Source organism: Halomonas sp. NYA30 (assembly GCF_976980765.1).
In genome coordinates this window covers 1,885,137-1,911,475 of sequence record NZ_OZ334477.1, presented here as the reverse complement: position 1 = coordinate 1,911,475, position 26,339 = coordinate 1,885,137, and the positions used below count along the sequence as shown (strand labels likewise).

Below are 26,339 nucleotides of genomic sequence, written 5' to 3'. Positions count from 1 at the left end.
CTAAAGAGTCAATCTTTGATCAATGCCCGCAGCATCCGTTATGCACATGATCTTCTGTATGTTCATGGTCGTGCTCATGATCGTGGGCATCAAGAGCTGCCATTAACCCCGCCTCTTGGCCTGCGATAATCAAGCGTTTCATTTCTTGTACGGCCTCTTTCAGGCCAACAAACAGCGCACGGGCAATAATGGCATGACCAATATTAAGCTCGTTGACGCCTGGCAATGCCGCAATGGCTTCAACGTTATGGTAGTGCAAGCCGTGACCGGCATTGACCACCAATCCTAGTGAGACAGCATGCGTAGCGGCAGCTGTTAAGCGGTGATACTCCGCATTCGCCGCATCGCTGCCTGGCCGAGCTTCTGCGTAAGCGCCCGTGTGCAGCTCGATGGTAGGAGCCCCCGCACGCTGGGCAGCATCGATCTGCTCTATATCAGGATCGATAAACAGAGAGACGTCGCAGCCCGCTGCGCTCAATCGCTGGCAGGCGCTGGCAATAGCGTCAAAACCGCCGACCACATCCAGGCCACCTTCAGTAGTCAGTTCTTCACGCTTCTCAGGTACCAGACAAACGTGGGCTGGACGCACGTCTTCAGCCAGCGCCAGCATCTCTTCGGTAACCGCCATTTCCAGGTTCATGCGGGTATTAAGCACTTCGGCCAGAATACGCACATCACGAGGCTGAATATGACGACGGTCCTCACGCAAATGCACCGTAATACCATCAGCCCCCGCCTCTTCTGCCACTAGCGCGGCTTGAACAGGATCAGGGTAGCGGGTACCTCGGGCATGGCGAAGTGTCGCAATGTGGTCAATATTGACGCCTAACAGTATCCGAGGGGGGTGCATAGTGCCTCCAGCGCAGCGATAAGAAAGAGTTTGTGAGCAAGAAATTCAACCATTAAGGACGATGGCGACGTCGCGCTAAATCGAGCATTAATTCCCGCGAGCGTAAGACGGTGGAACCCAGGTGCGGTGCCAGTGCGGCACGCATCACTGCCTTCAAAGCGTTAGCGAGCCCTTCATGCTGCCAGTCACCCTGTTCAATATAACGCAGCGTGCGGCCATCTAAACCGCGTTCGGCCGGGGAAAAAGCGCGCGTCGCTGCATCAAAACGATAGCGCAGTTGGGGGTCCAAGACGCTGCCCTCCGGTGTTGTAAACTGCGGTGTTGCTTCAAGCGCTTCCAATAGCGCCCACTCATAACGGCGCAACGCCAACGCCCTCTCAGCGGGTGCTGGCAACGCTTCCAGTAGCGCCGTATAAAAGGCGAATACATCAGAGGCTGGTAACTCAAGCGGCAATAGCCGAGTGGCGATCTCGTTAGCGTAAAGCCCACATAGCAAGCCCTCACCCGCTAACAATGCCGTTTGGCCGCGTGATTCCATCAGCGTCAGCCGCTTTAAATCACGGCTGCCCTGCCACGTCACGAATAGCGGTGTGAAAGGCTGCAAACGTTGGCGCGATTTTGATCCGGGCCGTTGCCCACCATGGGCGACAGCACGCACTCTGCCGTGATCGAGGGTTAGTAGATCTACCAGCGCACTGGTTTCACGGTAAGGCCGACGATGAAGTAAAAAAGCCGGCTCAGGCGCCATCGCTACACTCAATCGAGGTCGTAACCCAGGCTTTTCAAGGCGCGCTCGTCATCCGACCAGCCACGCTTCACTTTCACCCAGAGATTCAGCATGACTTTCGTACCCAGCGCGCGCTCCATATCCAGGCGCGCTTCACGACCAATGCTTTTGAGTCGATCGCCGTTTTCACCAATCAAAATGACTTTTTGGCCCTGACGCTCAACAAGAATGAGTGCGCTGATATGCGTGACACGCTCGGTCTCGCGGAACTCTTCAATTTCAACGGTCATCTGATAAGGAAGTTCATCGCCCAACTGACGCATGACCTTTTCACGTACCAGTTCAGCCGCCATAAAACGCAGGCTTTTATCGGTAATCTGGTCTTCTGGGAAGAAGTGAACACTTTCAGGGAGATGCTTGGCCACCTCCTCTTCCAAGGTATCCACCTGGGTGCCATGTTTAGCTGAAATTGGCACGATGGCAGCGAAGTCGCGTCGAGCACCCACCTCAGCCAACCACGGTAAAAGATCGCCTTTCTCGCCGAGACGGTCGACTTTATTGACCGCCAAAATAACCGGCGCTTTGACGTGTTCCAGGCGCTTCAACACCGCCTGGTCTTCTTCGGTCCAGCGAGTGCGGTCGATAATAAACACCACACAATCTACGTCACGCAGTGCCTGGGTAGCCGCCTGGTTCATAAAGCGGTTGATCGCCTTATTACGGTCCTTGGACATGATGTGCATGCCCGGCGTATCGACGTAGATGAACTGGGTCTCATTCTCCGTTTTAATACCCATTACCTGGTGGCGTGTGGTTTGCGGGCGCCGGGAGGTAATCGATATTTTCTGCCCCAAAATACGGTTCATGAGGGTCGATTTGCCCACGTTGGGTCGGCCGACGATGGCAACGAATCCGCAGGTTTGGCTCATGATTTTTCTCCAGGGCTTTTTTCGAGGTACGACAGTGCTTCTTCTGCTGCTTGCTGTTCAGCATGACGGCGGCTAGGACCCTTACCAGTGGTATGCTCAACCAGCAGGTCAATGTAGCACTCCACGGTAAAGGTCTGGGCATGCGCCTCGCCCTTCACGCAGACAACTTCATAGCGCGGCAAGGCGGCTTGACGCGACTGCAAAAACTCCTGCAAACGCGTTTTGGGGTCCTTTTGGGTATCTTGCAACGAGATATTTTCCAATCGCTCTGCATACCAATCCAATACACGGTCACGCACCACATCCATGCCAGCATCCAGATAGATAGCCCCAATGATGGCTTCAACCGCGTCCGCCAGGATCGATTCACGGCGATGCCCACCGCTTTTCATCTCACCAGAGCCTAGCCGCAAGCACTCACCGAACTCCATTTCCCGGGCAAGCTCCGCCAGCGTTTGGCCTTTCACCAACCGCGCACGCAGACGTGAAAGCTGACCTTCACGAGCCTGGGGGAAGCGCTGAAACAGCGCCTCGGCGATCACAAAATTGACAATGGAGTCACCCAGGAATTCCAGGCGCTCATTGTTACGACCACCGAAGCTGCGGTGGGTCAAGGCCAATTCCAATAACGTATCATCGCCAAAGGTATGGCCGATTCGTCGGCAAAAAGCGTTCAAGGAATTACTCACAGCTCTCCTACGTCATTGACGTTAACTAAAGTGACATAACTGACTAACCACAATCTAAGCAGGTGCTTCATTCAATACGCCGCACGCTGGTAAAACTTGGCAACCCGCCATCCCAATGCATCCATACTCCAAACGCACGGCCAACAATATTCTCTTCCGGCACAAAGCCCCAATAGCGGCTGTCGTTGGAGTGGTCTCGGTTATCACCCATCATGAAATAGTGCCCTTCTGGCACTTCTACTTCACGCATCTGCGGGCCTGGGTCTCGTGGGTTGTTATAAATAAAGTGCTCAGCGTCGCCAAGGCGTTCAGCTAATAATAGCTGCTGGGGAGAACCTTCGGGGCCCTCTTCAATCAACTCTTTAGCCACCGCTTCACCGTTGATAAAGAGCTGTTTGCCTTCATAACGGATACGATCCCCTGGCATGCCAACCACACGCTTGATGAAATTCACCGACGGTTCACCTGGGAAACGAAACACCATCACGTCGCCACGCTCGGGATCATCTACTTCAATAAAGCGAGTATTCACCACGGGTAATCGTAATCCGTAAGCGAATTTGTTAACTAGAATAAAGTCGCCTACTTCGAGCGTTGGTCGCATTGAACCCGAGGGAATTTGGAAGGGTTCAATGACAAAACTACGCACCAACAGCACGACCAATAGCACCGGGAAAAATGAACGTGCGTAGTCGACCGGCCAAGGTTCTTTAAGCAGTTTTTCACTGGTAGCAGGGTCAAGTCCTTCCTTGGCATTGGCTTCTGCTGTGGCGAAACGTTGGCGGCGCTTGGGTTTTAATACCAGCACGTCCAACAGGTAAACAACGCCCGAAAGCGCAACGGCGAGTACCAAAAGTAATGAAAAATCCATGGGTGGTGTTCTTTCCTAGTCGTTTACCTTGAGCACAGCAAGGAAGGCATCCTGGGGAATTTCCACACGCCCCACTTGTTTCATGCGTTTCTTACCCGCTTTCTGTTTCTCGAGCAGTTTCTTCTTACGGCTGACATCGCCACCGTAACACTTGGCGGTCACATTTTTGCGTAGTGCCTTGACCGTCGAGCGCGCGACTACCTGACCACCGATAGCGGCCTGGATAGCCACATCAAACATTTGCCGTGGAATTAGCTCTTTCATTTTTTCCACCAGTAAACGGCCACGAGGGTGGGCATGGTCACGGTGGATAATGACGGCTAATGCATCGACTTTATCACCGTTAATGAGCACGTCTAAACGCACCAATTTAGCCTCTTCAAATCGCTCGAAGTTGTACTCAAGCGATGCATACCCTTTCGATATAGATTTCAAGCGATCGAAGAAGTCCATGACCACTTCTGACATGGGTAGCTCATAGGCCAGTTGAATCTGGTTGCCTAAGAACTGCATATCCCGCTGTGTACCCCGGCGCTGTTCACACTCGGTAATCACGTTGCCTACATACTCCTGGGGAACCAGGATGCTGGCGCGGACAACCGGCTCGCGCATTTCATCTACGTCGGCCATGTCAGGCAGTTTGGAGGGGTTGGAGACGTAGTTAACGTCGCCGTTTTTCATCGCTAGTTCATAAACAACCGTTGGCGCCGTGGTGAGTAGGTCAATATTATACTCACGCTCCAGGCGCTCCTGCACAATTTCCATGTGTAGCGTGCCAAGAAAGCCCACACGGAAACCGAAGCCAAGGGCATCGGAGTTCTCTGGCACATATTCAAGCGAAGCATCATTAAGCGCCAGTTTTTCTAGCGCATCGCGGAAGTCTTCGTAATCATCCGCGCTGACCGGGAACATACCGGCATAAACCTGTGGCTTCACTTTTTGGAAACCAGGTAAGCGCGCGACGTCAGGGGTTTTCGTATGGGTAATCGTATCGCCCACCGGTGCCCCGTGAATCTCCTTAATGCCAGCGACAATAAAACCAACTTCACCGGCACGCAGGATATTAGTCTGTTTACGCTGGGGGGTAAAAATACCCACTTCTGTCGTGCCCCAGTCGCGGCCCGTCGATTTAATACGGATCTTATCGCCTTTGCGCAGCGTCCCATCAAATAGACGCACCAGTGAGACTACGCCGAGATAGTTATCAAACCAGGAGTCGATAATGAGCGCTTGCAGGGGTGCATCGGGATCGCCTTTGGGTGGCGGAATATCACGCACCAAGCGTTCCAGCAGAGTGTCAATTCCAATACCGCTTTTAGCTGACACCCGGCAGGCATCGGTAGCATCAAGGCCAATGATCTCTTCGATTTCCTGAGAAACCTTGTCACAATCTGCCTGAGGCAAATCGATTTTGTTAAGTACCGGCAGAACTTCCAGACCTTGTTCAATCGCGGTATAGCAGTTGGCCACCGACTGGGCTTCCACGCCTTGTGCTGCATCGACTACCAGCAGTGCACCTTCACAGGCGTAGAGCGAACGCGAAACTTCGTAAGAGAAATCAACGTGCCCCGGCGTATCGATGAAGTTGAGCTGATAAACCTGGCCATCGGCAGCCGTATAATCCAGCGTCACCGACTGAGCCTTGATGGTAATACCACGCTCACGCTCAATGTCCATGGAATCGAGCACTTGCTCTTTAAGCTCACGTTCCGTTAACCCTTCACAGGTCTGAATCAAACGATCAGAGAGCGTCGATTTACCATGGTCAATATGTGCAATAATAGAGAAATTTCTTATATGCTTGATTTTACTATCGTTTTCTTGGGTCATTTGCCGATTTAATCCGGGTATGTAGGCAATCGAGTACGATTAAAAAAAGTACCTTGAAATGCGCAGTCGAAATTTGGTGTCATTGTACCGTTAGCGGGGTTCCGGTGCTATGTTCATCAAAAAATGCCAAAAATAACCGCTACCTAATCACCTTACTAAGGTTCTACACGTACTATTTTTCACCCCTTGTGCAGGCATAGGGGCAAGCCAACTTTAACTATTTCATGGTATTTGCTTATTCCTATACTAGGTTTTTTATTGGATGAGCTTGAAAAGGAATGTCATGGAAACCGAAATCCCCATCCTGGATATGCTAGCCCGCCTGCTTGTTGCCTCCGGGCTGGCCCTGTGCCTTGGCTTGGAACGGGAGCTTCGTGGCAAACCCGCGGGGCTCCGCTCCCATATGCTGGTGTCACTTGGCTCGTCTGCATTTATCATTGTTGGCATGAGCGTGCTATTTGCCACGAGTGAAGGGGATCACGCGGCAAGTATTGATCCTAATCGTGTTGTTGAGGGAGTGATTGGTGGCATAGGTTTTTTGGGTGCTGGCAGTATCATTCGCAGTGGCGCCCATATCGAAGGGATTACCACTGGCGCCTCGATTTGGCTGGCCGGTGCCGTCGGCGTTGCCGCAGGCATCAATAATTTCCCATTAGCCGTTATGGTCACTATTTTGGGATTAATCATCATGGTGATGTTAGGCCGATTCGAGCACGACATTATAAAGAACCTTGTTGATAAAAAAGGTAAGAGTAAAGAACGTGAAAAAAAGAATGAGGAGTGATCAAAAGAGGCAAGAGGAATTGACGTCCTCCCCCGCCTAAAGTCGGGGGATTCCAACTGCTTGAGGGCAACGTCCTGCCCCAAGACTTAGGATATTGCGGGCTGCATTCACATCCCGGTCATGCGAGGCACCACACTCGCTGCATATCCAGTCTCTTATTCCAAGACCTGCGATACCTTTCGGCCTTTCCTTGGGCAGTGCGCCACAATTCGAGCAGGTCTGGGTGGTGTAGGCTTCATTGACTTCTTTGAAGACGGTGCCTGCGTGGTCGCATTTGTATTCCAGCATCGTCTTCAATTGGTACCAGCCAGCGTCCAGCACTGACTTGGCCATCTTGGTTTTTGCCAGCTTTGAGGCGCTGACATTACCTACTACGATAGTGCCGTACTGGCTGATCAGGTTGCGGCTAAACTTGTGGTTGGCATCCTTGCGACGATTCTTGATCTTGGCGTGGATCGCTTTCACACGCCCCTTATTGCCCGCTCTTTGGGCGGCTGCCAGTTTGGCTTCCAAGTCGCGGTAGAAGCGCCCTGCCTCCAGCTTTTGGCCGTCGCTGCATGTCGCGGTATCTTTAAGGCCAAGATCAATGCCAACCTCACCCTGGGCCTGATTAGGCGGAATATCCACCTCAACCACGACATTAAAGTACCAACGGCCTCGGGCATCTTCATTGAAGCTGCCTGAACGGAATTTGTATTGGCTAAGGCCGTAGCTATCCCAGACCTTGAAGTAGGTGCCGTTGTGGAACACTTGACCACTCTTCCACTTAGCCGCGCCGGTATTCACTGGAATCCAGCCTAGTGAGCGACGAACACCGCCGGACTTGCGCCACGCCAACCGCGACCTCTTGAACTGTTTGCGGCGAGTCGTGTATTCACGGGCGACTTCCTGCAACGTTTGGCTGTGCAGTCCCAGGTCCGTGCCTGCACCTTTTGTGTAGGGGTGCATATCGTAGGCCGATAGAAACAGACCGCGCTCACGAATCGCTCGTGAACTCAGTTCGTTGAGGTAGTTCCAGACAAAGTTCACGTTGCGCGCCATACGATTGAGTTGGGCGACGTGCTTGTCTTTGACTCGAACCTTCAAGGTCTTGGTCTGTTTCATGCTTTGGAGCATAATTGGTCTATGGACACTAAACAAGAAATTAGAACTGGTAGGCATTGCGTTTTCATGATTCATGCCCACTTGGTCTTTGTAACAAAATTCCGAGGCAGGATCTTTAATGCCGAACACCTCGACTCCCTCGAAGCTCTTTTTCGGCGGGTATGCGCTGACTTCGAAACAGAGCTGGTGGAATTTAATGGCGAGACGGATCACGTTCATCTGCTGGTGAACTACCCGCCAAAGGTGGCGCTATCCAAACTGGTGAACAGCCTGAAAGGCGTATCAAGCAGGCGTATGAAGCTATTGCACCCTGAGCTGGCGAAACCGGCATACCTGAAAAACGCCCTATGGAGCCCCAGTTACTTTGCAGGAAGTGTCGGTGGTGCGCCTATATCGGTAGTCCGTCAATACATTGAGGGACAAAACCGCCCCAACAAGTCGCCCTAGCGGGCGACGCGCTCTACATCCCCGCACTAGAAGTACGGGGTTTTCCGCGCAAATCTGATAAAGTGGTCGGAGGAAATAGAGGTAGGAAATACAGCCTAGCGAGCTTAATTATCGAGTGAGGCAGGCTAGCAGCCATAGTCCGGCGAGAACCGCCGGACTATGAGTAACAATAGATGGATTATTCTAGGCGAAGCGCTACAAACAGCGAACGACCCTCGCGGAACAGGCGCAACGGAATGGCACGATCAGTAGGCAACTCTTTGACAATGCTCATTAATTCCTCTGAAGAAGAGACGCTGCGATGATCGATACTTACCAATACATCCCCAGGCCGAATTCCCGCTTTAGCTGCCACGCTACCTGACTCAACTTGGCGAACTACCACGCCACCTGAGATATTCAGCTGCTCACGCATAGCATCATCAATTTCAGAGACCATTACGCCAAGACGTGTTTGGTTTTCGCTAGTGGCTTGAGCAGTCTGCTGCTCGGCGTCCGGCCAACTGCCCAGCTCTACTGATTCGGTCAGCTGTTCACCATCACGCATCAAGGTAAGCTCTACCTCGGTCCCGGGCTCACCTTTGCCAATCAGACGCGGCAGCGAGCTTGAGCGCTCAACCTCTTCACCATTGACTTCAAGAATGACATCACCAGCCTGGAGGCCACCCTGCGCGGCGGGGCCTTCGGGATCAAGGTCAGCAATCAGCGCACCAATCGCACTCTCCATGCCAAACGACTCAGCCAAATCTTCGGAGACCGGCTGGATCATGACACCTAACCAGCCGCGATTAACTCGGCCATCTTCACGCAGTTGCTCGGCAACATCCATAGCCACGTTGATGGGAATCGCGAATGAGACACCCATGAAACCGCCGCTACGAGTAAAGATTTGTGAGTTGATGCCGACCACTTCGCCCTCAAGATTAAACAGCGGACCACCGGAGTTACCGGGGTTGATCGCCACGTCCGTTTGAATAAAGGGAACATACGCATCACGCGGCAAGGTGCGATTGATTGCACTGACGATACCCGCCGTGACGGAGTGTTCAAATCCGAAAGGCGAACCAATCGCCGCTACCCATTCGCCAACTTTGAGCTCATCAGAATCGCCCAGCGTGAGTGCCGGCAGGTCATTGGCCTCTATTTTGAGGAGTGCTACATCGGTTTGTGGGTCACTACCAATCACTTGGGCACTCAACTCACGTCGATCATTGAGCCGCACAAGAATTTCATCAGCGTCTTGAACAACGTGTGCGTTAGTCATCACGTAGCCATCTTCACTAATAACGAATCCAGAACCTAAGGATTGACGCTCCTCACTACGTCCTTGCCCATTGCTAGGCGGCGCGGGGAAGCTATCGCCAAAAAAATGGCGGAAAATTTCTGGAATTTCCTGACCGCCGAACCCTTCAAAACCAGGGACACTGCTACGCTGAACCGTTCTACTGGTAGAAATATTCACCACCCCAGGGGCGGCATCCTCTACCAGCTCGGTAAAATCAGGCAAACCCTGTGCGCTGGCCGCTTGGCCAAAGGTTAGCAATGCCACCACACATACCCATAGGGTGGAGGGGAGAATCAAGCGCTTCATGCAAGAGCTCCTACTTAAGGTGATAGTAATCGAAGGCAGATCAATGACTCACAGCAACGTTCATAGGAACTGTTTATAGAAATTTTTTATAGAAACAGTCCATAGAAAAGTGCCGGAGAACTAAATTAACCTTCTAATTGACCAAGCGTGGACGAAAGCGTTCCCCTCGCCCACGCAATAGGTAGTTAATACTTAGCGCACCGCCCACCAAGGCGATAAAAAAGATCAGTGGCGGCAGCCAAATTAAGTCACTAACACGCGAGACTATGCCGGATAGCAACAGCGCTAGCAGTAAAGGGAGCCCATAAACAAAAAAAGCGAGTAGCGTGACGGATGCACTTGGCAAGCTTATGGTGACCAACTTCCCTAATGGATAACGCTGCTCAATATCTAGGGCTGACTCAGGAAGTGCTATAGCAATGTGCTGGCTGCGCCGACGCGATAACAATCCTAAACCGCACCCTCTTCCCTGCGCGCACTGCTCACAATTCTCTTGGGCAGACATTTCTATAATAAGATGCTGGGGCTTAAACCCTACAACAGTGCCAGTGCGCAGCAGGGTGGAGCATGCAGTAGAGGCCGTCATTTCATTTCTTGACATACGTAAAACGAAAACACTAAGGCTCATCCTCATCGTGGCTATCACTACTGGTCTGAGATTCAAGCAAATCAAAATTGATTGAACGGACGATCCGTTGGAGTGTTGCTACAGGTAGCTCACCAATGGCCACCACCTGCCAACGACCTTTAGCGCTCATTGTATGCTCAATGGCGACAGCAGAAACACCCAGTTGCTGGACGCCTTCTTTTAAAGCGGTAGTAGCATCAGAGGAAAGAGGTTCTACAAAAATACTTACCGTCGCTAAACCGTCGCTATAAACTCGTTGATGCCGATCATTGCCGGTAAAATTAATCGGTTGAGTAACAAAACCTTCGGGCAACCAAGTAACTTGCCAGGGAGTGCCCAGCACGACCTTTGAACCATCTACCCTAACGATTCCAGTATACTTTCGAGGCGATTGAAGCTGAGTGATTTGAAAAGTTTCAATGATTCGCCCTTGCTGGTCAATGAGTACATGCTTCAGCAACAGGCCAGTGTCTTGGTCTAGCCACCACTCATGGGAAAAACGCCATTGATCGCGAGGCTCAAACATTAGTTTAACCGCTTCACGACCAGCAACACGCGCGTTATCTTCAAGCTCAATGGAATAGAACTGCTCAAGGTGAGCGGCCCACCGCGCTGGCGAAGGCAGCTCACCAGTGCTGTCCTCTTCTGTCCAGGCTAACCGCCCGACTGGCGAGCGTCGCTCGATACTGACAGAGGGACCATCTAAATACTGAACTACCTGCTGTCGAATACCGTCTTGAATTCGGTGCGAAAGCGCAAGAGTGCGAACCCCGATTGAATCAATAGCGACGGCTCTTGCTTGAAAGGCGTAACAGTGGCTGGCCCACAAACCACGCTCAAGCCACTGTGTTGCGCTGCTAGGCGCCTGCTGCGAAACCGCTGCACATTCATAACCAGCGTGGCTTTCTGATTGTTTATTTATGCTCTCTGCATAGACATTAAAAGAGAGCATACAAGCCACAGCTGCAGTTGCTAGCCCCCATGCTCGCTTAGTCCGCAGGGCAACCATCATATTGCGCACTTCCATCTCGCGCACTCCCACTCCCTGCTCACCTAATAGGCGCTATGAAAAAGCCCGTCATTGAGGCTTAGCGCTGCCCTAGTGGCTCAGTTACTGCAGAAGGACGCATCAGCGGCATCCAGCTGTCACCACTGCCGTAAGCGGCACTTTGGGTGTGCTGTTTTAAATAAGATTGTAATAAGCCGATCTGATCAACATCAATGTTAGTGCCTTGTGAAGCGGTGACTCCCTGAGGAGTCTGCGCTGAGAAGCCAGCTTCACTAATATTCATCAAACCACTTTGACCTGACTGCCCGCTAAGCCTAAACGGCGTAGGTTCAAACATCGGCATATCTGCACGCCCAGCAACTGTCGGCTGAGACGCCAAACTAACGGGTTGCACTTGAGTCCCCCCATTAGTACTGGAAGCAGTCGTTGCAATGTCGCCACCTTGACCAACCGGCGAATCGCTGCCAAAGAACTGCACACCTGTAATAACCATCAAGGAGACAGCAGCAGCAACGCCAGCACCACGGGCAAACGATATCCCTCCAGTGCGATGGGCCACTTGGTCTGAACCTTGCGTTATAGGAGCAGGCTCGTCACGCAATCGGGCCATGATGCCAGCAGAAAGATCAACGCTTACATCGACACCCTGCTCACGTTGCATCATGCTGCGTGCAAGATGATAGCGGCGCCAAGTATCGGCGGCGTCATCATCGTTAGGCAGCGCCTTCAACACTCGGCGAAGCTCTAGCTCATCACTTTCGCCATCCATCAACACCGAAAGTGATTCCCGTGTGTTTTGACTCATACTTCACACCCTCACACTGTTTAAAAGAAGTACTGGCATAGCGGCCACTTAGAACAAGCACCATCACGCCGACGACTTCCAAGGCCAAGACTCCGTTACACACTACTTAGGCTATCTACCTAACCAGATTACAACGCTAAGCTCATGACGCTTTGTACATTGATACAACCATTGTGTTCATCAAGATAGTCATGCTTTATGACGCTAAACGTGCCAGACAGTTCACAAAAAAAGTAAAACCTTCATTTTTTGTGATGGCGATTCAAAGCGATCACCTAGCCCTTTTATTAATGACCGTTATTCATCGCGACTGTTCCTGACCGTCGATACTAACGGACGAATATGCTCATCAACCGCTTCCCGAGCGCGGAAAATTCGTGAACGAACGGTACCCACCGGACATTGCATTACCTGAGCGATATCTTCATAAGCAAGACCATCCAGTTCTCGCAAGGTAATCGCTGTGCGCAGATCATCAGGCAAGTTGGCAATAGCTTGGTAAACCGCTGCTTCAAGCTGATCTCTAGCAATGGCCGCTTCCGGTGATTCAGAATCGGCCAATCGGCCACTTTGATCGATAATTTCAGCATCAACAATATCTAGATCGCTGCCCGGGGGACGCCTGCCTCGCGAGACCAAATAATTTTTGGCAGTATTGATAGCAATACGGTACATCCAGGTATAAAACGCGCTTTCGGCGCGAAACTTGCCCAAGGCGCGATACGCCTTGATAAATGCCTCCTGAGCAACATCCTGCACTTCAGAGTGATCATGAACGTAACGACCGATCAAGCCGATAATTTTGTGCTGGTATTTTTTTACCAGCAAATCGAAAGCGCGCGTATCGCCTTTTTGGGCACGTTCCACAAGCTGTTGGTCTGTTTCCCGAGTGCCCATTCACACGCTCCTCCAGCTCGTACGGCGTGCGCCGAGCCCCATTCCTATTAGCCCTAACAAGTGGGCGTTCACAGCAAGCAGCATAGCGTCCCTTGGGCATTGATTAATAATAGAGTGAATAAAAGAGCGAATACATCGCCCGTATATGTTGTTGCATTTTATAACGGTACCGAATTTTAAAGACAGGGCCCAGTTAAAACAGAGCCTCAGTGTTGCGCGTTCCGTGCAGGGCATCAAGCACTTAGCTCCTTTCACAAAACCCTGCGGCTGACACTTTTAATGCTGCTATAGTTCCACAACAATTGATTTTTACCTCCCCGGCAAGCGATAGTAGACGCCACTTTTATCGTCCCCTCACTTTTTCAGCCATTACGCAAGCACAGGTAGCAAGATGTCAGAACAGCAGGTTAATAACCTTAACGTCCTCGCTCAAGACGTTCTCACAACGCCAGAAGCGCTCAAGAATGCCGTCCCGTTAACGGATGCAGCAGAGCGCACCGTAATAGAGGGGCGTAAAACCATCCAGAACATTTTGGATGGCAGCGATCCACGCCTGTTGGTAGTGGTCGGCCCTTGCTCTATCCACGACGTGGAAGCAGCGCTTGATTATGCCCGCCGTCTTCGCAAACTTGCCGATCAAGTCAGCGACAGCCTGTATATAGTGATGCGCGTCTATTTCGAAAAGCCGCGCACAACGGTGGGCTGGAAAGGCCTGATCAACGACCCGCACCTCAACGACTCTTTTGAGATCGATGAAGGCTTGCACATCGCTCGAAAACTGCTGGTCGACCTCGCTGAAATGGGCTTACCGCTCGCTACCGAAGCACTCGATCCCATCTCTCCTCAGTACATGCAAGACTGCATTAGCTGGTCAGCGATTGGCGCCCGCACGACCGAGTCGCAAACTCACCGGGAAATGGCTTCCGGCCTCTCCTGCCCTGTCGGCTTTAAAAACGGTACCGACGGCAGCCTGGATGTGGCGATTAACGCACTTCAGTCCGTGGCCAGCCCGCACAACTTCCTGGGCATTAATCAGGCAGGTCAGGTGGCGATTATTCGTACCCGCGGCAACGCCTACGGTCACGTGGTTTTGCGCGGCGGCAACGGCAAGCCCAACTACGACAGCGTAAGCGTTGCCCTGGCAGAGAAAGAGCTCGAGAAAGCCAAACTCTCGCCCAACATTATGATCGACTGCTCCCACGCCAACTCCAACAAGGACGCAGCGCTACAGCCGCTAGTATTGGAAAACGTTACCAACCAAATCCTGGAAGGCAACACCTCCATCATAGGCCTGATGGTTGAATCCAACATCGGCTGGGGCAATCAAAAATTGCCACAGGATCTTAGCCAGCTGCAGTATGGCGTCTCGATTACTGATGCTTGCATCGATTGGGACACCACGGTGGAAACCTTCAACCGCATGAACGATAAACTTGCCGACACGCTAGCCAAGCGCATCGCCCAGTAGGTCGAAAACCCCGCTTCGGCGGGGTTTTTATTGCTTCCCAATACACTGGATAATCGCTAGTGACTAATTTCGCGCCGAAATGGTGGCAGTGCGTCCAGCAGCGCTTGCCCGTAGCGACGGGTAATCACCCGCTTATCCAGCAAGGTGATCGTCCCGCGATCACTCTCCTTACGAATCAATCGCCCGCAGGCCTGCACAAGCTTGATAGACGCATCAGGCACGCTAATACGCATAAATGCGTTACCGCCCTGGCTCTCTATCCACTCCGCTAACGTAGCACCCACCGGGTCATCAGGCACCGCAAAAGGTAGCCGCGTAATCACCACGTGCGTCAAATAGTCGCCTGGAAGATCGATGCCCTCGGCAAAGCTCGCCAAGCCAAAAATGATACTGCCCTCGCCTCTGTCTACCACCGCCCGATGGCGCTCGATCAACTCGCGCTTGGGCAGTGCATCCTGAGCGAGCACCCGCTCTTTCACACTCGCGGGCAACGCTTTATCGACCGCCCGCAACTGAGCTCGAGAGGAGAACAGCACTAACGTCGCCTCTTTATCAGCCAATTGCGATACAAAAGTCACAATCGCCCGCTCATGGGCTTCTCTGTCACCAGGGTCAGTGGCCTCTTTAGGCACGCGCAGCACGGCATTGGCGTAATCAAAGGGGCTCGGCAGCGCCTGATAGCGGTAGCGATTCGCCAAGCCTGCCCGCTCTTGCAGGCGCTCAAAGCGACCCAGGGCCGTCAGGGTCGCAGAGGTGACCACCGCCCCGTGACAGCGTCCCCATAAATGTTTGGCCAGGGTATGCGCGGCTGAAACGGGGCTGGCCGAAAACTCAACCTCCGGCTCACCGGCTACCCGGCTTAGGGTAATCCAGCGAGCGCTGGGCGCCTCGTTAGCAATATCCTGCTCGCTAAACGCCTGCCACAACGCATGCGCCTCTAAGGCACGCCCATGAAGCAACGCGACGAGCGGCAGCCAAGTTTCCGCCTGCTCACGATCAAGGCCGGTCTGCTTATCAGGATCAAGGCTTTCACGCAGTATGTCGCTAATGCTCTCCAAGCAGCGCGACAGCGAGGCGAACATCACCAACAATTGCTGCGCCTGCTCCCGTAGAGCATCGGGCACTTGGCCCTTTTCAAAACGCGATTGATGAGTGGCCTCTTCATCAGCCAAACCATTTGGCCGCTCCGCCAACTGATGACCCATGCTAAACACATCGCCTAGTGCGGGTTCCAGGTTATGAATCAGCTCTGGCAAGCTGACCAACAGCCGCGACACCGTTGGCTGAATAGCCAACGCCTGGTGAAGGTCGGTCAAACTGCTTCTCAACGTTTTTAGCCAGCGCAAGCAGCCGTGCACTGCAAAGCGGTGAGCAAAATGGGAAAGCGCCTTCTCGGGCAGGTGATGGCCTTCGTCGAACACAAAGATGCAGTCCGCCGGGTCGGGCAGAATAGCGCCGCCACCCAAGGCCAAGTCAGCCAGCACAAGGTCGTGATTGGCGACGATAACATCCGCATTCTCAAGCTCACGACGGGAACGGAAAAACGCGCAGGCACCAAAGTGCCCGCAGCGCCTGCCCGTACACTGGCGATGATCTACTGTGAGTCTTCGCCAGTGCGCATCGTCTATCGACTCTGGCCAATTATCACGATCCCCTTCCCATTCGCCCTGGCCATAAGCTTGCGCCATATCGCTGGCAATGACCGTAAAGTCACTACTTTGCGTTTGCAGCGACTGCTCAAACAGAGAGAGCGTTGGGTTGGGTTCAGTGCCTTCGAGCGCCTGATCCAGACGTGCCACGCACACATAGCGACCACGCCCTTTGGCTAACGCGTAGCGAAAGGGAATGCCGCTGTGGCTAGCAAGCGAGGGTAAGTCCTGATTCAGCACCTGCTCTTGGAGAGCGACCGTGGCCGTGGAAATAATCAGCCGCTTGCCGCGCGCTTTCGCGATGGGCAAGGCGGCGATTAGATAGGCCAGCGTTTTTCCAGTGCCGGTGCCCGCTTCAAGCACACACACATGGGTATCGCTTGTGCGCTTACCTTCGCTGTCGCTCTCGATATTACCGAGGGTTCGGGCGATTTCGGCGATCATCATGCGCTGGCCGTAGCGTGGTGTTAGCTCAAGGGTATCCACCACGCGACGGTAAGCGTCTTGAATCTCGCTTTTGAGGGCGTCATCCAGCATGCGGCTTAGAGCATACCTTCCGGCGGATGCACGCAGGGCAGCTTGTCGTTGATATAGCGCTCGATTTCCGGCAGTGAGAACGCATCCTCTTCGCCAACGAAGCTAATCGAGACACCCTTAGCGCCAGCTCGACCGGTACGACCGATACGGTGTACGTAGTCTTCCGGGTCTTCCGGCAGGGTGTAGTTGATAACGTGGCTGACGTCTTCAATGTGAATCCCACGTCCAGCAACGTCAGTCGCGACCAACACCTGGATTTCGCCTTCGCGGAAGCTTTCCAACGTTTTGATACGCTGCCCCTGAGGCACATCACCCGACAGCATCGCCACGCTTACGCCAGCTTTTTTGAGTAGATCGTCAAGCTTGCGCACCAAGTCACGGCGGTTACCAAAGACCATAACGCGCTCAAAGCTCTCTTGCTGGAGTAGATTAACCAACAAGCGCTGCTTATCGTCATCAGACACCAAATACACACGCTGATCGATATCCGCCTGATTCTCGACGGTCACTTCGATCTCGACGTGGGCAGGATCAAGCGTCCACTGACTGGCGAGATTCAAGATGTCGTCAGTAAAGGTGGCCGAAAAGAGGAAGGTCTGGCGCTCCTCTTTTTTCGGCGTGTAGCGAATAATCCGCTTCACGTCGGGAATAAAGCCCATCGACAACATGCGGTCGGCTTCATCTAACACCAATACTTCAACCTCATTAAGGTCGATATCACGCTTCTGATGGAAATCCAGCAGGCGCCCTGGCGTTGCTACTAGAATATCGATCTTGCTGCCCAGACTTTCACGCTGCTTCTGGTAGTCCATACCGCCGACCACACTCGCCACATTGAGCTGGGTAAATCGTGCTAACGCTTTAGCATCTTTTTCGATCTGCAGCGCCAGCTCGCGAGTAGGCGCAATAATCAAGGCGCGCGGTGCACCTGGCTTTTGACCATTGGGTGCTGGCTCTTCCAGGAAGTAGGCCATCACAGAGATCAAAAAGGCCGCGGTTTTACCGGTTCCCGTTTGCGCCTTGCCGACAATATCGCCACCTAATAGCGTTTGGCGCAGGGCCTCGGCTTGAATAGGTGTGCAGTATTCAAACCCTTGGGCGTGAATAGCGCGCATTAATGGCAGCGGCAGATCAAAGTCATGAAAGCGCCACTTGCCGGCCACGGCGGGCACCTGAAACTGACGAAGATCCCAGTTCGACTGGCGACGACGCGGTTTACGACGGCGGCGTTTTGGCTTGCGATTCTGGGCCGGGGCTGTGGTCTGTTCCGACTCGCTCATAGGCTGTCTATCTGTCCATTGCTGTGGAAGTTGGCTTCTTGACGTGCGCATTGTACCAGGGCTTGGCGATAAGAGCGCGTCCTGCTGTCGAAGGAGTCCCAAGGCCTGTTAGAATAGCCGTCAAATCGACGTAAGGAGCGCGACATGACGCGTAAGAAAAAAACTCGTTCACTGGCCGACAAAGTAACTATTCGTACCGGCCGGCGTAAAGATTATAAAAAATGGCGCCACGACAACCCTGACCAAGTGGCTCCATCGCGCCGCTTTGTGGCAAAAAAGCAACAGCAGCGCAAACTCCAGGCAGTGAGAAAACTCGCTCGCCAGCAGAGTGGGCAGGATATTGCCATTCACCCTGACAAAGGCAGTGAATCCAACAATCCCAAGGGGAGCGATTCATAATGCGTTTGGTTTCGTTCAACATTAATGGCATCCGAGCACGGCTTCACCAATTACAGGCGTTGATCGACACTCAGCAGCCGGACGTGATTGGGCTTCAGGAAACCAAGGTTCAGAATAGCGAGTTCCCGATTACTGACGTGGAAGCCATGGGCTACCACGTCTTTTATCACGGCCAAAAAGGCCACTACGGGGTTGCCCTACTGTGCCGTCAGGCACCTCAAGAAGTGTTTTATGGCTTCCCCGATGATGAAGAAGATGCCCAGTGCCGTATGATCGGCGTTCGCCTACTCGCGGAAGATGGGGATGCCGTGACGGTATGGAACGGCTATTTCCCTCAGGGCGAAAACGTCACCCATCCCACTAAGTTTCCAAACAAAGAGCGCTTTTATGGTCAGCTAGCGCGGCTGCTCAACGAGCAGTACCGCCCTGACGAGCGGCTCGCCATCATGGGCGATTTTAATATATCGCCAGAAGACCAGGACATTGGCATCGGCGAGGCCAACCGCAAGCGCTGGCTGCGCGAAGGTAAAACCAGCTTTCAACCCATTGAGCGCGAATGGCTCGAAGGGGTCAAAGCGTGGGGGCTTACCGACAGCTATCGCCTCAGCTATCCACAAACCGATGACCGCTTTAGCTGGTTTGACTACCGCTCAAAAGGGTTTAACCAGGAGCCCAAGCGCGGCCTGCGCATTGACTATATTCTCGTCACCAAGGCGTTAGCCGATCAGACCACCGGCGCGGGTATCGACTACGATCTGCGCGGCATGGAACGCCCCTCTGATCACGCGCCTACCTGGAGTGACTTTGATATTGCGCTTAAAACCTAGCCTTCCCTGCCTGCGGCGTTAGGGCGCCGCGAGGGCGCTGTAAACCCATCCATGGGCGCTACTTTTTCCATCCCTGGAAAAAGACCCTCGCTCTACCCTATCGCCGACTCATGGAACTGAATAAACGTGTTTTTACTAAGTTAAATTGACTAATTAAAGCTGACCAGCCACTGCTCCGCCTCTTTATCACCTAGCGACGAGGCGCGGGCAAAGGCTTGTTTCGCTTGCTCATCCTCACCCCAGGCGTAAGCGAGCTGACCATAGGCTCGCCAGTCGGCGGCTGTCTGCGTATGCAGCGCCAACGCTTGCCAAGCATTCAAAGCCTTCTCAACGTCTTTAGCCTGCCGCCAGGCATTGGCAAGCAAACGCTGGTGGGTTTCATCGCGGACAATATCGCCCTCATTTAGAGCCCGCTCTAGATGCTCTGCTGCTCTAGCGGGGGTTCCGCCAGCGAGATGAAGCTGAATCAACAGCCAAAAATCTTCCTGCTCGGTTAATTTGCCTAATTGCCACGCCGTTTCCCACAGCCCAGCAGCCATCCCTGCCTGACCAGCCTGCTGGGCAAGCCCGGCGGCTTGGCGCCAATCGGCAGCGTCGCTTTGCGCACTCAAGCCATCTAGCAGCCAGCCCAACGCCTGATCGCCTTGCCCTGCATTGCGATACACAGCAAGCGCCAGCGTCTGCTGTGCTTCGTTGAGTTCTGGCGTCTCATCAAGCGCCTGCTCAAGCCAGTCGGCGGCTTCTTCCCAATGCTCCTGTTGCGCCAGCAAGCGGATTAACTGCCAAGTCGTATCGATATCCTGCTGATTGGTTAACCACTCCCTGAGTAGCTCAATGACCTGATCATGCTGGTCGGCAGCACGGCGCAGCGAGGCCTCCTCACGTAGCCAACGGGCTGCTTGGGCACTATCGACACCGTCTAAGCCACGGGCAATCGCCAGCCGATCCGCTGCCGCAGCAGGCTGATCCTGGCGCGCCAAGGCGCCTGCAGCCAGCTGTTGATAGAGCGCACTAGCCCATTGATCCGATTGATTACCCGAGGCTAGCCGCTCAGCCTGGGCGGTGGCACGCTCGACAACGCTGCTTAGCTCCCCCTCTTGCAATTGGCTCTGCAGCGCGTTGAGGTCGGCAATAATATCCCCAGGCAATGCGGGACTCGCCTGCGCTGAAAACGACCAGACACTTAGCAATAAAATTAAAAGACGCTTCATATTGCTACCTCAACTGAAACTCGATCCGCTGGGTGGCATTGCGCAACTGATCGCTTGATTCAAATTGCCACTGCGCAATAGCGTCCCTTGCAGCATCGTCAAATACACGGCGCGGCTGCGCATTGGTAATCCGTATTGAAGAAGCATCCACACTGCCATCACGCCGGATCATAAAGGCGACCTCTACAAACCCTTCCATGCCACGCCGCTGAGCGCGCGCGGGGTAACTTGGATTCACCCGGCTGGTGGGGGTCGCCTGACCTACGCTAATCGGCTCGTTAGAGGGGGATGGTTCAGCTGCCGGTGCCGCTTCTTGCTGCGCAGGCGCACTTTCCGGCACGCTTGAAGGAGCGCTCTGAGTGGGCGCTGGCTCTGTAGGCGCTTCTTGCGGCGGAGGCTCCGGCGTGGGTTCTGGAGCGGGCTCAGGTTGGGGCTCCGGCTCCACTTCCGTTAGCTCAGGGAGCTCGCTATCCATCTCAACGGGCTCAACGGGCTCATCCGGCAGCTCTACTTCCGGCAAGCTAATAGTGCTATCAGCCACTGGCGGTGGTTCAGGAGCTGGCATGGGCGGCGGCGCTTGTTGCGGCGCTGCTTCGACTGGCTGCGGTGGCGGTGCCTCGTGCTGGGGAGCAACCTCAGGCGCTTCCACCATCGTCATCGCCATGCTCATGGTTAGCTCCTCAGGCTCACGCTCAGGTGGAGCTACCAACTGCGCCAGCAGCCAGAACAGCCCCACCGCCAGCACGACGCCCCCTAATAACGACAGCAGGTGCCGCATCATGAGCCACTCCGACTCGCCGCCACCGCCACTTGCTCAACGCCCGCTTCACGCAGGCGATCCATTACCTCGATCAGCAGGCCCGTGGTGGATTCACGATCCGCCTGAATAACCACCGAGCCATCGTCACTGAGCATATCGGCGACCTGCTGGCCGACCCGGTGAGTATCCACCGGACTACCATCCACCCATACGGCGCCTTCTGGGGAAATTGCCACAAGCACCTGGGCGTCTGGGCGCGGCGTCGCGGCGCTGGATTCAGGGCGATCAATCTCCACGCCACTCTCTTTAACAAAGCTAGTAGTGACGATAAAGAAAATCAGCATGATAAATACCACGTCGAGCATGGGGGTAAGATTCACCTCATTACTCTCTGCAGTAGCTTCTATAGAACGGCGTCTACGCATCACTTTCCTCCAGTGCCCGCGCCAAGCGATCTTGCAGCCGCTGGTCTTCACGACGAATGACATGCTCTAAACGACTAATAAATAAAAGCCCCACCACGGCAATGGCCATACCGGTTAGGGTCGGCAGCGTCGCTCGGGCGACACCGTCCGCCATGGCGCGCGCTTGATGGGTTTCACTTAGCGAGAGGCTATCGAACACGCTAATCATGCCAGTCACCGTGCCTAGCAAGCCCAATAAAGGGCACAGCGCGACCAGCAGTTTCAGCCATGGCAAGGGCTTACGCAGTCTAGCGACCAGCGCCTCCGCCCACACATGACGTAGCGTACGGGCGCTCCAACTGGTGTGGTCGCTGCGCGCTGCCCAACGACGCAATAACTGACGCCGCGCGGTACGCCAGGTAATTCGGTAGTACCACCAGCGCTCCATGGCCATGGCAAATACCAGCACAGCCACCACTGCCAGCACGACCAATACCGCGCCACCCGCTTCCACTAAGCGCTCAACGGGTTCGAGCCAGAGAGGAAGAGTGGACATATCAGTTCACCGCGGGCGTGTGAGATTCGAGATGATCAGCTAATGTCGCGCTCGCCTGCCCTTCAATCACATGGGTTAAATAGCGGCTACGACCCGACAGGGCTGTCTGCACGAACAGCAGCGGCACGGCGGTAATCAAACCGAGTACAGTGGTTACCAGTGCTTGGCTAATACCGCCCGCCATCAGTTGCGGGTCGCCGGTGCCAAACACGGTAATCGCCTGGAAAGTTACGATCATGCCGGTGACCGTACCCAACAACCCAAGCAACGGCGCAATCGCGGCCAGCAACTTGACCATTGATTGGCTGCGCTCCAGCTTTGGTAGCTCAGCCAGCACCGCCTCATCCAAACGTGCTTCCAACGCTTCAGGGGTCTGGTGTTTGTCCATACCTTCAAAACGCAACAATACACGTCCCAGTGGGTTGTTAGGTTTTAACTGGCTGAGCGACTGACGCTGTCGATTAACACGCAAGCTAACGAGCACTAAATAGAGGTACTGCCCTAACCCAATGATCAGGCCTAAAATACCTAATGCAACGACCACATAGCCGACATAACCGCCTTGCTGGAATCGCTCCCACAGACTGGGCTGCTGGGCCAGGGCTTCCAGCACGCTGCCCTGAGTAGGATCAACAGCGAAGACATGGCTTTCACCCTGGTAGTAATCCGCTAGTAAACCGCCAATGGCATCAGGTGTACGCGGCAATACCACAAGGTTGCCGTCATTTTCACCGCGCTCTAAAAGCTCGTTCTCGGTAAAGGCCGCAAAATCTCCCAACCGCATCAACTCACGTTCGGCTACCTCGCCATTAGCATCGGCGACTGGCATTGAAAGCCGCTCGGCACGCCCGGTGCGCGCGGTTAACGTCGCCAAGCGATCCACCACGTTTTCCAGCTGATGGCGCTCAAGCACTTCCACTTCATCCAGACGTGGCGGTAGTGAACCCTCTTCCAGGGTTAATAGACTCTCTTCGCCAAGCGTATTGCGAACCTCAGAGCTATGGCGGGCAAGATTGGCTAGCAGACCCGAAAGCGCTTCGCCCTGCTCTGCCTGGCGTTCGCTCAGCTCGCTGGCTTGATCTGTTTGCTCTGCCTGCTGCGCCTGTAGTGCTTCATGCTGCTGCTGGGCATCTTCATGCTCGGCGCGCGCCTCTTCCAGCGCGGACTCTAGCGCCTGCTGGTCATCCAAAAAGTTCATTAGCCGCTGCTGGTCACGCTCTTCAGCCGCCTCACGGGCTTCACGCAGAGAAGTCGTGCTTTCGGTTTGCGCCATTGATACGCCACTTACCGCTACCAGCCCCAATACAACGCAGGCGTAGCCCAATTGACGAAGTGTTAGCCGACTCATGGTTGCTCTCCCTGCTGGTCATTGGCACTGATTGAGAGCGGCAAGGTTAATAGATCCGGAGCGCGCTGATCTTCCGCCATACGCAGCCCACTGCGCACTTCACGCAGGTACTCGTCATCCAGCGGCTGCCATGCGCCGTTCTCAGCGCTCCAAACACCGCCCTCACGGCCATCGGGGGTTAGGTAATAAAAGCCGATACGCCCGATGCGCAAGAAATCCACTTCGCGTTCGCGGTCATCCTGGCTTAAACGGCCTCGCCAGCTATCCATCTCCTGCCCATAGTCGAGCTCAACGCGCCAGGCCTCTAGCAGTCCATTAATACGTTCAATGGTGTTTTGACCCTGCTCATCGGGTTGACGCTCAACCCGCGCCAACCGCTCCTCACGTAAAAACGGCAGGTCACGCTCAATCCAGCTGCTAAGCTGCTCGGCCATATTCTGTTCGATCACGGGCAGCGCTGCGCGGGTCTCTTCCAGCGTATCCAGCGCCGTCGCCAACCGCTGCTGACGCTCGGCCTCTTCCGCCAAGCGCCCGGTCAGTGAGGCGTTGTCAGCCTTCAGCTGGCGGGTTTCACGCTCCAGACGGCGCAGTTCTTCAAGCTGTTCACGGGTCTGCTCATCAGCAGCATCAATCTGCTCCTGAAGCGCTGCTTGGGTTTGCTGGGCTTCGACACTTTCGGCCGCTTGAGCCACTGCTTGTTCACTTGCCAGCAGCGTGCCACTGGCCAGCACCCCTGCTAGCCACCATCCACGTAAGGCAAAAAAAGGCCTGTTCAGCACGTCGACTCTCCGTCACTGAGTAGCCAGCGGCTGTCACCGCCCGGCTAAAAACTAATTAGGTATTAGAACGATTTGCGTTTAACTTTTACGCGTCTAGCCTACCACTAATATAATAAATGACAATATTTATCATTAACAATCAGGCGTTATCTCTCATCGAGCTGTCTAGTCCTAAAATAGATTGACACTTATTTCATCTCAAACGCCCAGTGCACTGCATTGGGCGTTTTGTATTTCAGCGCTAGGTGTGGCCGCTGACTGTTATAAATCTCGACGGACTCATTCACCATCGTACGCGCCTGACAAACATCTCCTGGCTGAACCAAGAGAAATTCAGTCTTCAATATCCCGTTTACACGTTCTGCGAGAGCGTTTTGATAACAGTCATAACCGTCTGTCATTGAGCACTGGATACCGTACTGGTGATGTATCTTCTGATAGCTGTCACAGCAGTATTGGATGCCTCGATCCGAGTGGTGGATTAACGGCTCGCTTCCTAACCGTTGGCGTAGAGCGTTGCGTAACGCTTGCTCTACGTCCTGGCTACGTAAGCTCTCATGGACGTGATGACCGACGATTTTGCGGGAGTAAGCATCGGTGACCAGACTTAAATAGCTCATCCCGTGACGCGTCGGTAGATAGGTAATGTCAGCGACCCAGACCTGATTAGGGCGGCAGGCAACCACCTGCTCGGGGCCTGGCTTGAGCAGGTTCGGATGTCGCCGGAAGCGATGATGGCTGTGCGTCGTCTTATGATAAGCTCGGCGTATGGGCACCAGCAGACGCCGCGCACGAAGGACCTGAAAGAGCTGATCTCGTCCCACGTGCAGCTCTTGATCTGTTTGGCGGTGCAGCAAGTGATGCAGCTTGCGGGTGCCTAGTCGGGGCTGGGTAAGTCGTATGTCTCGAACAAAATCGACGATCCGCTGCTCCCGGGCTTCTCGCGACTGCTGCGCTTTTTTAGCCTGATACCAAGCCTGGCGGCTGATGCCGAGAAGGTGGCATACCCTGCTGATGGTTAATCCGGCAACACGTTTTTGCGTGAGGACTTGCCTGGCTGCTTTTTTACGGACACCCCGTAATCCTTCTCCATCACCTCCACAACAGCTTCGAAGAACTGAGCCTTTTGCTCAGCAAGCCGCAACTTTTCTTCAAGCTCTTTGATCCGTTGTTCAGGGGTAAGTGGTCGGGGCATGTCGGGACTCCTTCTAAAGCGCTGTGTGGCACCGGGACTCCAGTCCTGATGGCCATATCGACGTAACCACTTTAATACCGTCGTGCGACCTTGAATACCGTAACGACTCTGCGCCTGTTTATAGGTCATCTCTCCACGTTCCACTTGCTCTACCACGGCCTGTTTAAAGGCCAGAGTATAGTCTTTCTGTGTGCGCTTAACTCGTTGACTCATCACGCTCTCCCAAAATAAGGACGGGAACGTGTCAACTCTATTCAGGACGGGTCAAGCGCATAAAAAAGGCGCCTATCAGCGCCCTTTCATCACAAACATCACTATGTGTGCTTTACTGCTACATACTCTTTCGTCAGCGGCGCTAGAGGAAGCTGCCAAGCCGCTTCACGGGTCACCCATTTTGCTTCGGCAATTTCAGCGGCCGCCTCGACAGGCTCGTCAATAACAAGGCCAAACAGATGCGCTTCAAGCATCACGCCCGGCTCATTAGCCGCTGGCACGGAATACATTCCGAGCGGCATCAGCTCATCCTCCCTAACATGCAAGCCAAGCTCCTCTTGCAGCTCGCGGCACAACGCCTCTAGCGCGCTCTCACCGGCATCGATTTTGCCGCCTGGCTGCATATAGAAAGACGTATTGTGCTTACGTACCAATAGCAAGCGCCCATCTGGGTCACTCACCACGGCAGCGGCAATTTTCAGTACACTACCAACATTCCCTGTCATACCCCTCTCCTTCGTTCTCCACCCTAAACCATTAATACCTAACCCT

At 54.0% G+C, this 26,339-nt stretch carries 26 protein-coding genes and 1 pseudogene; 5 read left to right on the top strand and 22 right to left on the bottom strand.

Annotated elements, in window-relative coordinates:
- Nucleotides 1-19 precede the first annotated feature (19 nt).
- The 6 genes from pdxJ to lepA all read right to left on the bottom strand — a co-directional run bounded on the left by pdxJ (nt 20) and on the right by lepA (nt 5,896).
- Nucleotides 20-850 carry a pyridoxine 5'-phosphate synthase gene (gene pdxJ / locus ACWI0H_RS08725; RefSeq protein ID WP_485875911.1) on the bottom strand — a complete coding sequence of 277 codons (831 nt, stop codon included), beginning with the start codon at nt 848-850 and terminating at the stop codon, nt 20-22.
- A 52-nt stretch (nt 851-902) separates the two neighbouring features.
- Nucleotides 903-1,598 (bottom strand): DNA repair protein RecO, encoded by a 696-nt coding sequence (recO, locus tag ACWI0H_RS08720; RefSeq protein ID WP_176303157.1) that lies wholly within the window; start codon nt 1,596-1,598, stop codon nt 903-905.
- An 8-nt stretch (nt 1,599-1,606) separates the two neighbouring features.
- Nucleotides 1,607-2,506, bottom strand: a complete 900-nt coding sequence (era, locus tag ACWI0H_RS08715) for a GTPase Era (protein ID WP_176303156.1) — start codon at nt 2,504-2,506, stop codon at nt 1,607-1,609.
- Complete coding sequence (rnc, locus tag ACWI0H_RS08710) at nt 2,503-3,195, bottom strand: ribonuclease III (RefSeq protein ID WP_035566125.1); 693 nt, start codon at nt 3,193-3,195, stop codon at nt 2,503-2,505. The genes era and rnc overlap by 4 nt, the downstream gene beginning before the upstream one ends.
- A 67-nt stretch (nt 3,196-3,262) precedes the next feature.
- The gene (gene lepB / locus ACWI0H_RS08705; protein WP_485875910.1) at nt 3,263-4,066 is read right to left on the bottom strand and encodes a signal peptidase I; all 804 of its coding nucleotides are present in this window, start codon (nt 4,064-4,066) and stop codon (nt 3,263-3,265) included.
- A gap of 15 nt (nt 4,067-4,081) precedes the next feature.
- Nucleotides 4,082-5,896, bottom strand: coding sequence for a translation elongation factor 4 (lepA, locus tag ACWI0H_RS08700; protein ID WP_176303154.1), 1,815 nt, complete (start codon nt 5,894-5,896; stop codon nt 4,082-4,084).
- A 283-nt stretch (nt 5,897-6,179) separates the two neighbouring features.
- On the opposite strand from lepA, the gene ACWI0H_RS08695 reads away from it, so the two are divergent.
- Nucleotides 6,180-6,680, top strand: coding sequence for an MgtC/SapB family protein (locus tag ACWI0H_RS08695; protein WP_101146163.1), 501 nt, complete (start codon nt 6,180-6,182; stop codon nt 6,678-6,680).
- 36 nt (nt 6,681-6,716) lie between these two features.
- On the opposite strand, the gene ACWI0H_RS08690 is transcribed toward ACWI0H_RS08695, so the two are convergent.
- Nucleotides 6,717-7,784 (bottom strand): RNA-guided endonuclease InsQ/TnpB family protein, encoded by a 1,068-nt coding sequence (locus ACWI0H_RS08690; protein ID WP_485875909.1) that lies wholly within the window; start codon nt 7,782-7,784, stop codon nt 6,717-6,719.
- A 21-nt stretch (nt 7,785-7,805) separates the two neighbouring features.
- Here ACWI0H_RS08690 and tnpA point away from each other — a divergent pair, with 21 nt between their 5' ends.
- Entirely contained in the window at nt 7,806-8,231 is a 426-nt protein-coding gene (tnpA, locus tag ACWI0H_RS08685) for an IS200/IS605 family transposase (protein WP_176304144.1), read from the top strand.
- A gap of 178 nt (nt 8,232-8,409) precedes the next feature.
- On the opposite strand, the gene ACWI0H_RS08680 is transcribed toward tnpA, so the two are convergent.
- The 5 genes from ACWI0H_RS08680 to rpoE all read right to left on the bottom strand — a co-directional run bounded on the left by ACWI0H_RS08680 (nt 8,410) and on the right by rpoE (nt 13,161).
- The gene (locus ACWI0H_RS08680) at nt 8,410-9,822 is read right to left on the bottom strand and encodes a DegQ family serine endoprotease (RefSeq protein ID WP_485875908.1); all 1,413 of its coding nucleotides are present in this window, start codon (nt 9,820-9,822) and stop codon (nt 8,410-8,412) included.
- Between the two features lie 133 nt (nt 9,823-9,955).
- Nucleotides 9,956-10,408 carry a SoxR reducing system RseC family protein gene (locus ACWI0H_RS08675; protein ID WP_485875907.1) on the bottom strand — a complete coding sequence of 151 codons (453 nt, stop codon included), beginning with the start codon at nt 10,406-10,408 and terminating at the stop codon, nt 9,956-9,958.
- 31 nt (nt 10,409-10,439) lie between these two features.
- The gene (locus ACWI0H_RS08670; RefSeq protein WP_485876185.1) at nt 10,440-11,477 is read right to left on the bottom strand and encodes a MucB/RseB C-terminal domain-containing protein; all 1,038 of its coding nucleotides are present in this window, start codon (nt 11,475-11,477) and stop codon (nt 10,440-10,442) included.
- A gap of 61 nt (nt 11,478-11,538) precedes the next feature.
- Nucleotides 11,539-12,264: a sigma-E factor negative regulatory protein gene (locus ACWI0H_RS08665; protein WP_485875906.1), complete on the bottom strand. Its 726-nt coding sequence runs from the start codon at nt 12,262-12,264 to the stop codon at nt 11,539-11,541.
- Nucleotides 12,265-12,561: 297 nt separating this feature from the next.
- Nucleotides 12,562-13,161 carry an RNA polymerase sigma factor RpoE gene (rpoE, locus tag ACWI0H_RS08660; protein ID WP_176303149.1) on the bottom strand — a complete coding sequence of 200 codons (600 nt, stop codon included), beginning with the start codon at nt 13,159-13,161 and terminating at the stop codon, nt 12,562-12,564.
- 391 nt (nt 13,162-13,552) lie between these two features.
- On the opposite strand from rpoE, the gene ACWI0H_RS08655 reads away from it, so the two are divergent.
- Nucleotides 13,553-14,629 carry a 3-deoxy-7-phosphoheptulonate synthase gene (locus ACWI0H_RS08655; RefSeq protein ID WP_485875905.1) on the top strand — a complete coding sequence of 359 codons (1,077 nt, stop codon included), beginning with the start codon at nt 13,553-13,555 and terminating at the stop codon, nt 14,627-14,629.
- Nucleotides 14,630-14,685: 56 nt separating this feature from the next.
- On the opposite strand, the gene dinG is transcribed toward ACWI0H_RS08655, so the two are convergent.
- Both dinG and rhlB read right to left on the bottom strand, forming a co-directional pair.
- Nucleotides 14,686-16,815, bottom strand: a complete 2,130-nt coding sequence (gene dinG, locus ACWI0H_RS08650) for an ATP-dependent DNA helicase DinG (protein WP_485875904.1) — start codon at nt 16,813-16,815, stop codon at nt 14,686-14,688.
- Between the two features lie 5 nt (nt 16,816-16,820).
- Nucleotides 16,821-18,095, bottom strand: coding sequence for an ATP-dependent RNA helicase RhlB (gene rhlB / locus ACWI0H_RS08645; RefSeq protein WP_232774769.1), 1,275 nt, complete (start codon nt 18,093-18,095; stop codon nt 16,821-16,823).
- A gap of 144 nt (nt 18,096-18,239) precedes the next feature.
- Between rhlB and ACWI0H_RS08640 the strand changes: the two genes are divergently transcribed.
- Nucleotides 18,240-18,494, top strand: a complete 255-nt coding sequence (locus ACWI0H_RS08640; RefSeq protein WP_101146171.1) for a hypothetical protein — start codon at nt 18,240-18,242, stop codon at nt 18,492-18,494.
- Nucleotides 18,494-19,321: an exodeoxyribonuclease III gene (gene xthA, locus ACWI0H_RS08635; RefSeq protein ID WP_485875903.1), complete on the top strand. Its 828-nt coding sequence runs from the start codon at nt 18,494-18,496 to the stop codon at nt 19,319-19,321. Before ACWI0H_RS08640 ends, xthA begins: the two co-directional genes overlap by 1 nt.
- 149 nt (nt 19,322-19,470) lie before the next feature.
- On the opposite strand, the gene ACWI0H_RS08630 is transcribed toward xthA, so the two are convergent.
- From ACWI0H_RS08630 to ACWI0H_RS08595, 8 genes and pseudogenes are all read right to left on the bottom strand, one after another.
- The gene (locus ACWI0H_RS08630) at nt 19,471-20,532 is read right to left on the bottom strand and encodes a tetratricopeptide repeat protein (RefSeq protein ID WP_485875902.1); all 1,062 of its coding nucleotides are present in this window, start codon (nt 20,530-20,532) and stop codon (nt 19,471-19,473) included.
- A gap of 4 nt (nt 20,533-20,536) precedes the next feature.
- Nucleotides 20,537-21,313 (bottom strand): energy transducer TonB, encoded by a 777-nt coding sequence (locus ACWI0H_RS08625; protein ID WP_485875901.1) that lies wholly within the window; start codon nt 21,311-21,313, stop codon nt 20,537-20,539.
- Entirely contained in the window at nt 21,310-21,717 is a 408-nt protein-coding gene (locus ACWI0H_RS08620; RefSeq protein WP_101146175.1) for an ExbD/TolR family protein, read from the bottom strand. Before ACWI0H_RS08620 ends, ACWI0H_RS08625 begins: the two co-directional genes overlap by 4 nt.
- Nucleotides 21,710-22,252, bottom strand: coding sequence for a MotA/TolQ/ExbB proton channel family protein (locus tag ACWI0H_RS08615; RefSeq protein WP_101146176.1), 543 nt, complete (start codon nt 22,250-22,252; stop codon nt 21,710-21,712). Before ACWI0H_RS08615 ends, ACWI0H_RS08620 begins: the two co-directional genes overlap by 8 nt.
- A 1-nt stretch (nt 22,253) precedes the next feature.
- Nucleotides 22,254-23,600 (bottom strand): MotA/TolQ/ExbB proton channel family protein, encoded by a 1,347-nt coding sequence (locus ACWI0H_RS08610; protein WP_485875900.1) that lies wholly within the window; start codon nt 23,598-23,600, stop codon nt 22,254-22,256.
- Nucleotides 23,597-24,379 carry a DUF3450 domain-containing protein gene (locus tag ACWI0H_RS08605; protein ID WP_485875899.1) on the bottom strand — a complete coding sequence of 261 codons (783 nt, stop codon included), beginning with the start codon at nt 24,377-24,379 and terminating at the stop codon, nt 23,597-23,599. Before ACWI0H_RS08605 ends, ACWI0H_RS08610 begins: the two co-directional genes overlap by 4 nt.
- Nucleotides 24,380-24,567: 188 nt before the next feature.
- Nucleotides 24,568-25,787, bottom strand: a pseudogene (locus tag ACWI0H_RS08600) (IS3 family transposase).
- 101 nt (nt 25,788-25,888) lie between these two features.
- Nucleotides 25,889-26,293: an NUDIX hydrolase gene (locus ACWI0H_RS08595; RefSeq protein ID WP_485875898.1), complete on the bottom strand. Its 405-nt coding sequence runs from the start codon at nt 26,291-26,293 to the stop codon at nt 25,889-25,891.
- Nucleotides 26,294-26,339 lie beyond the last annotated feature (46 nt).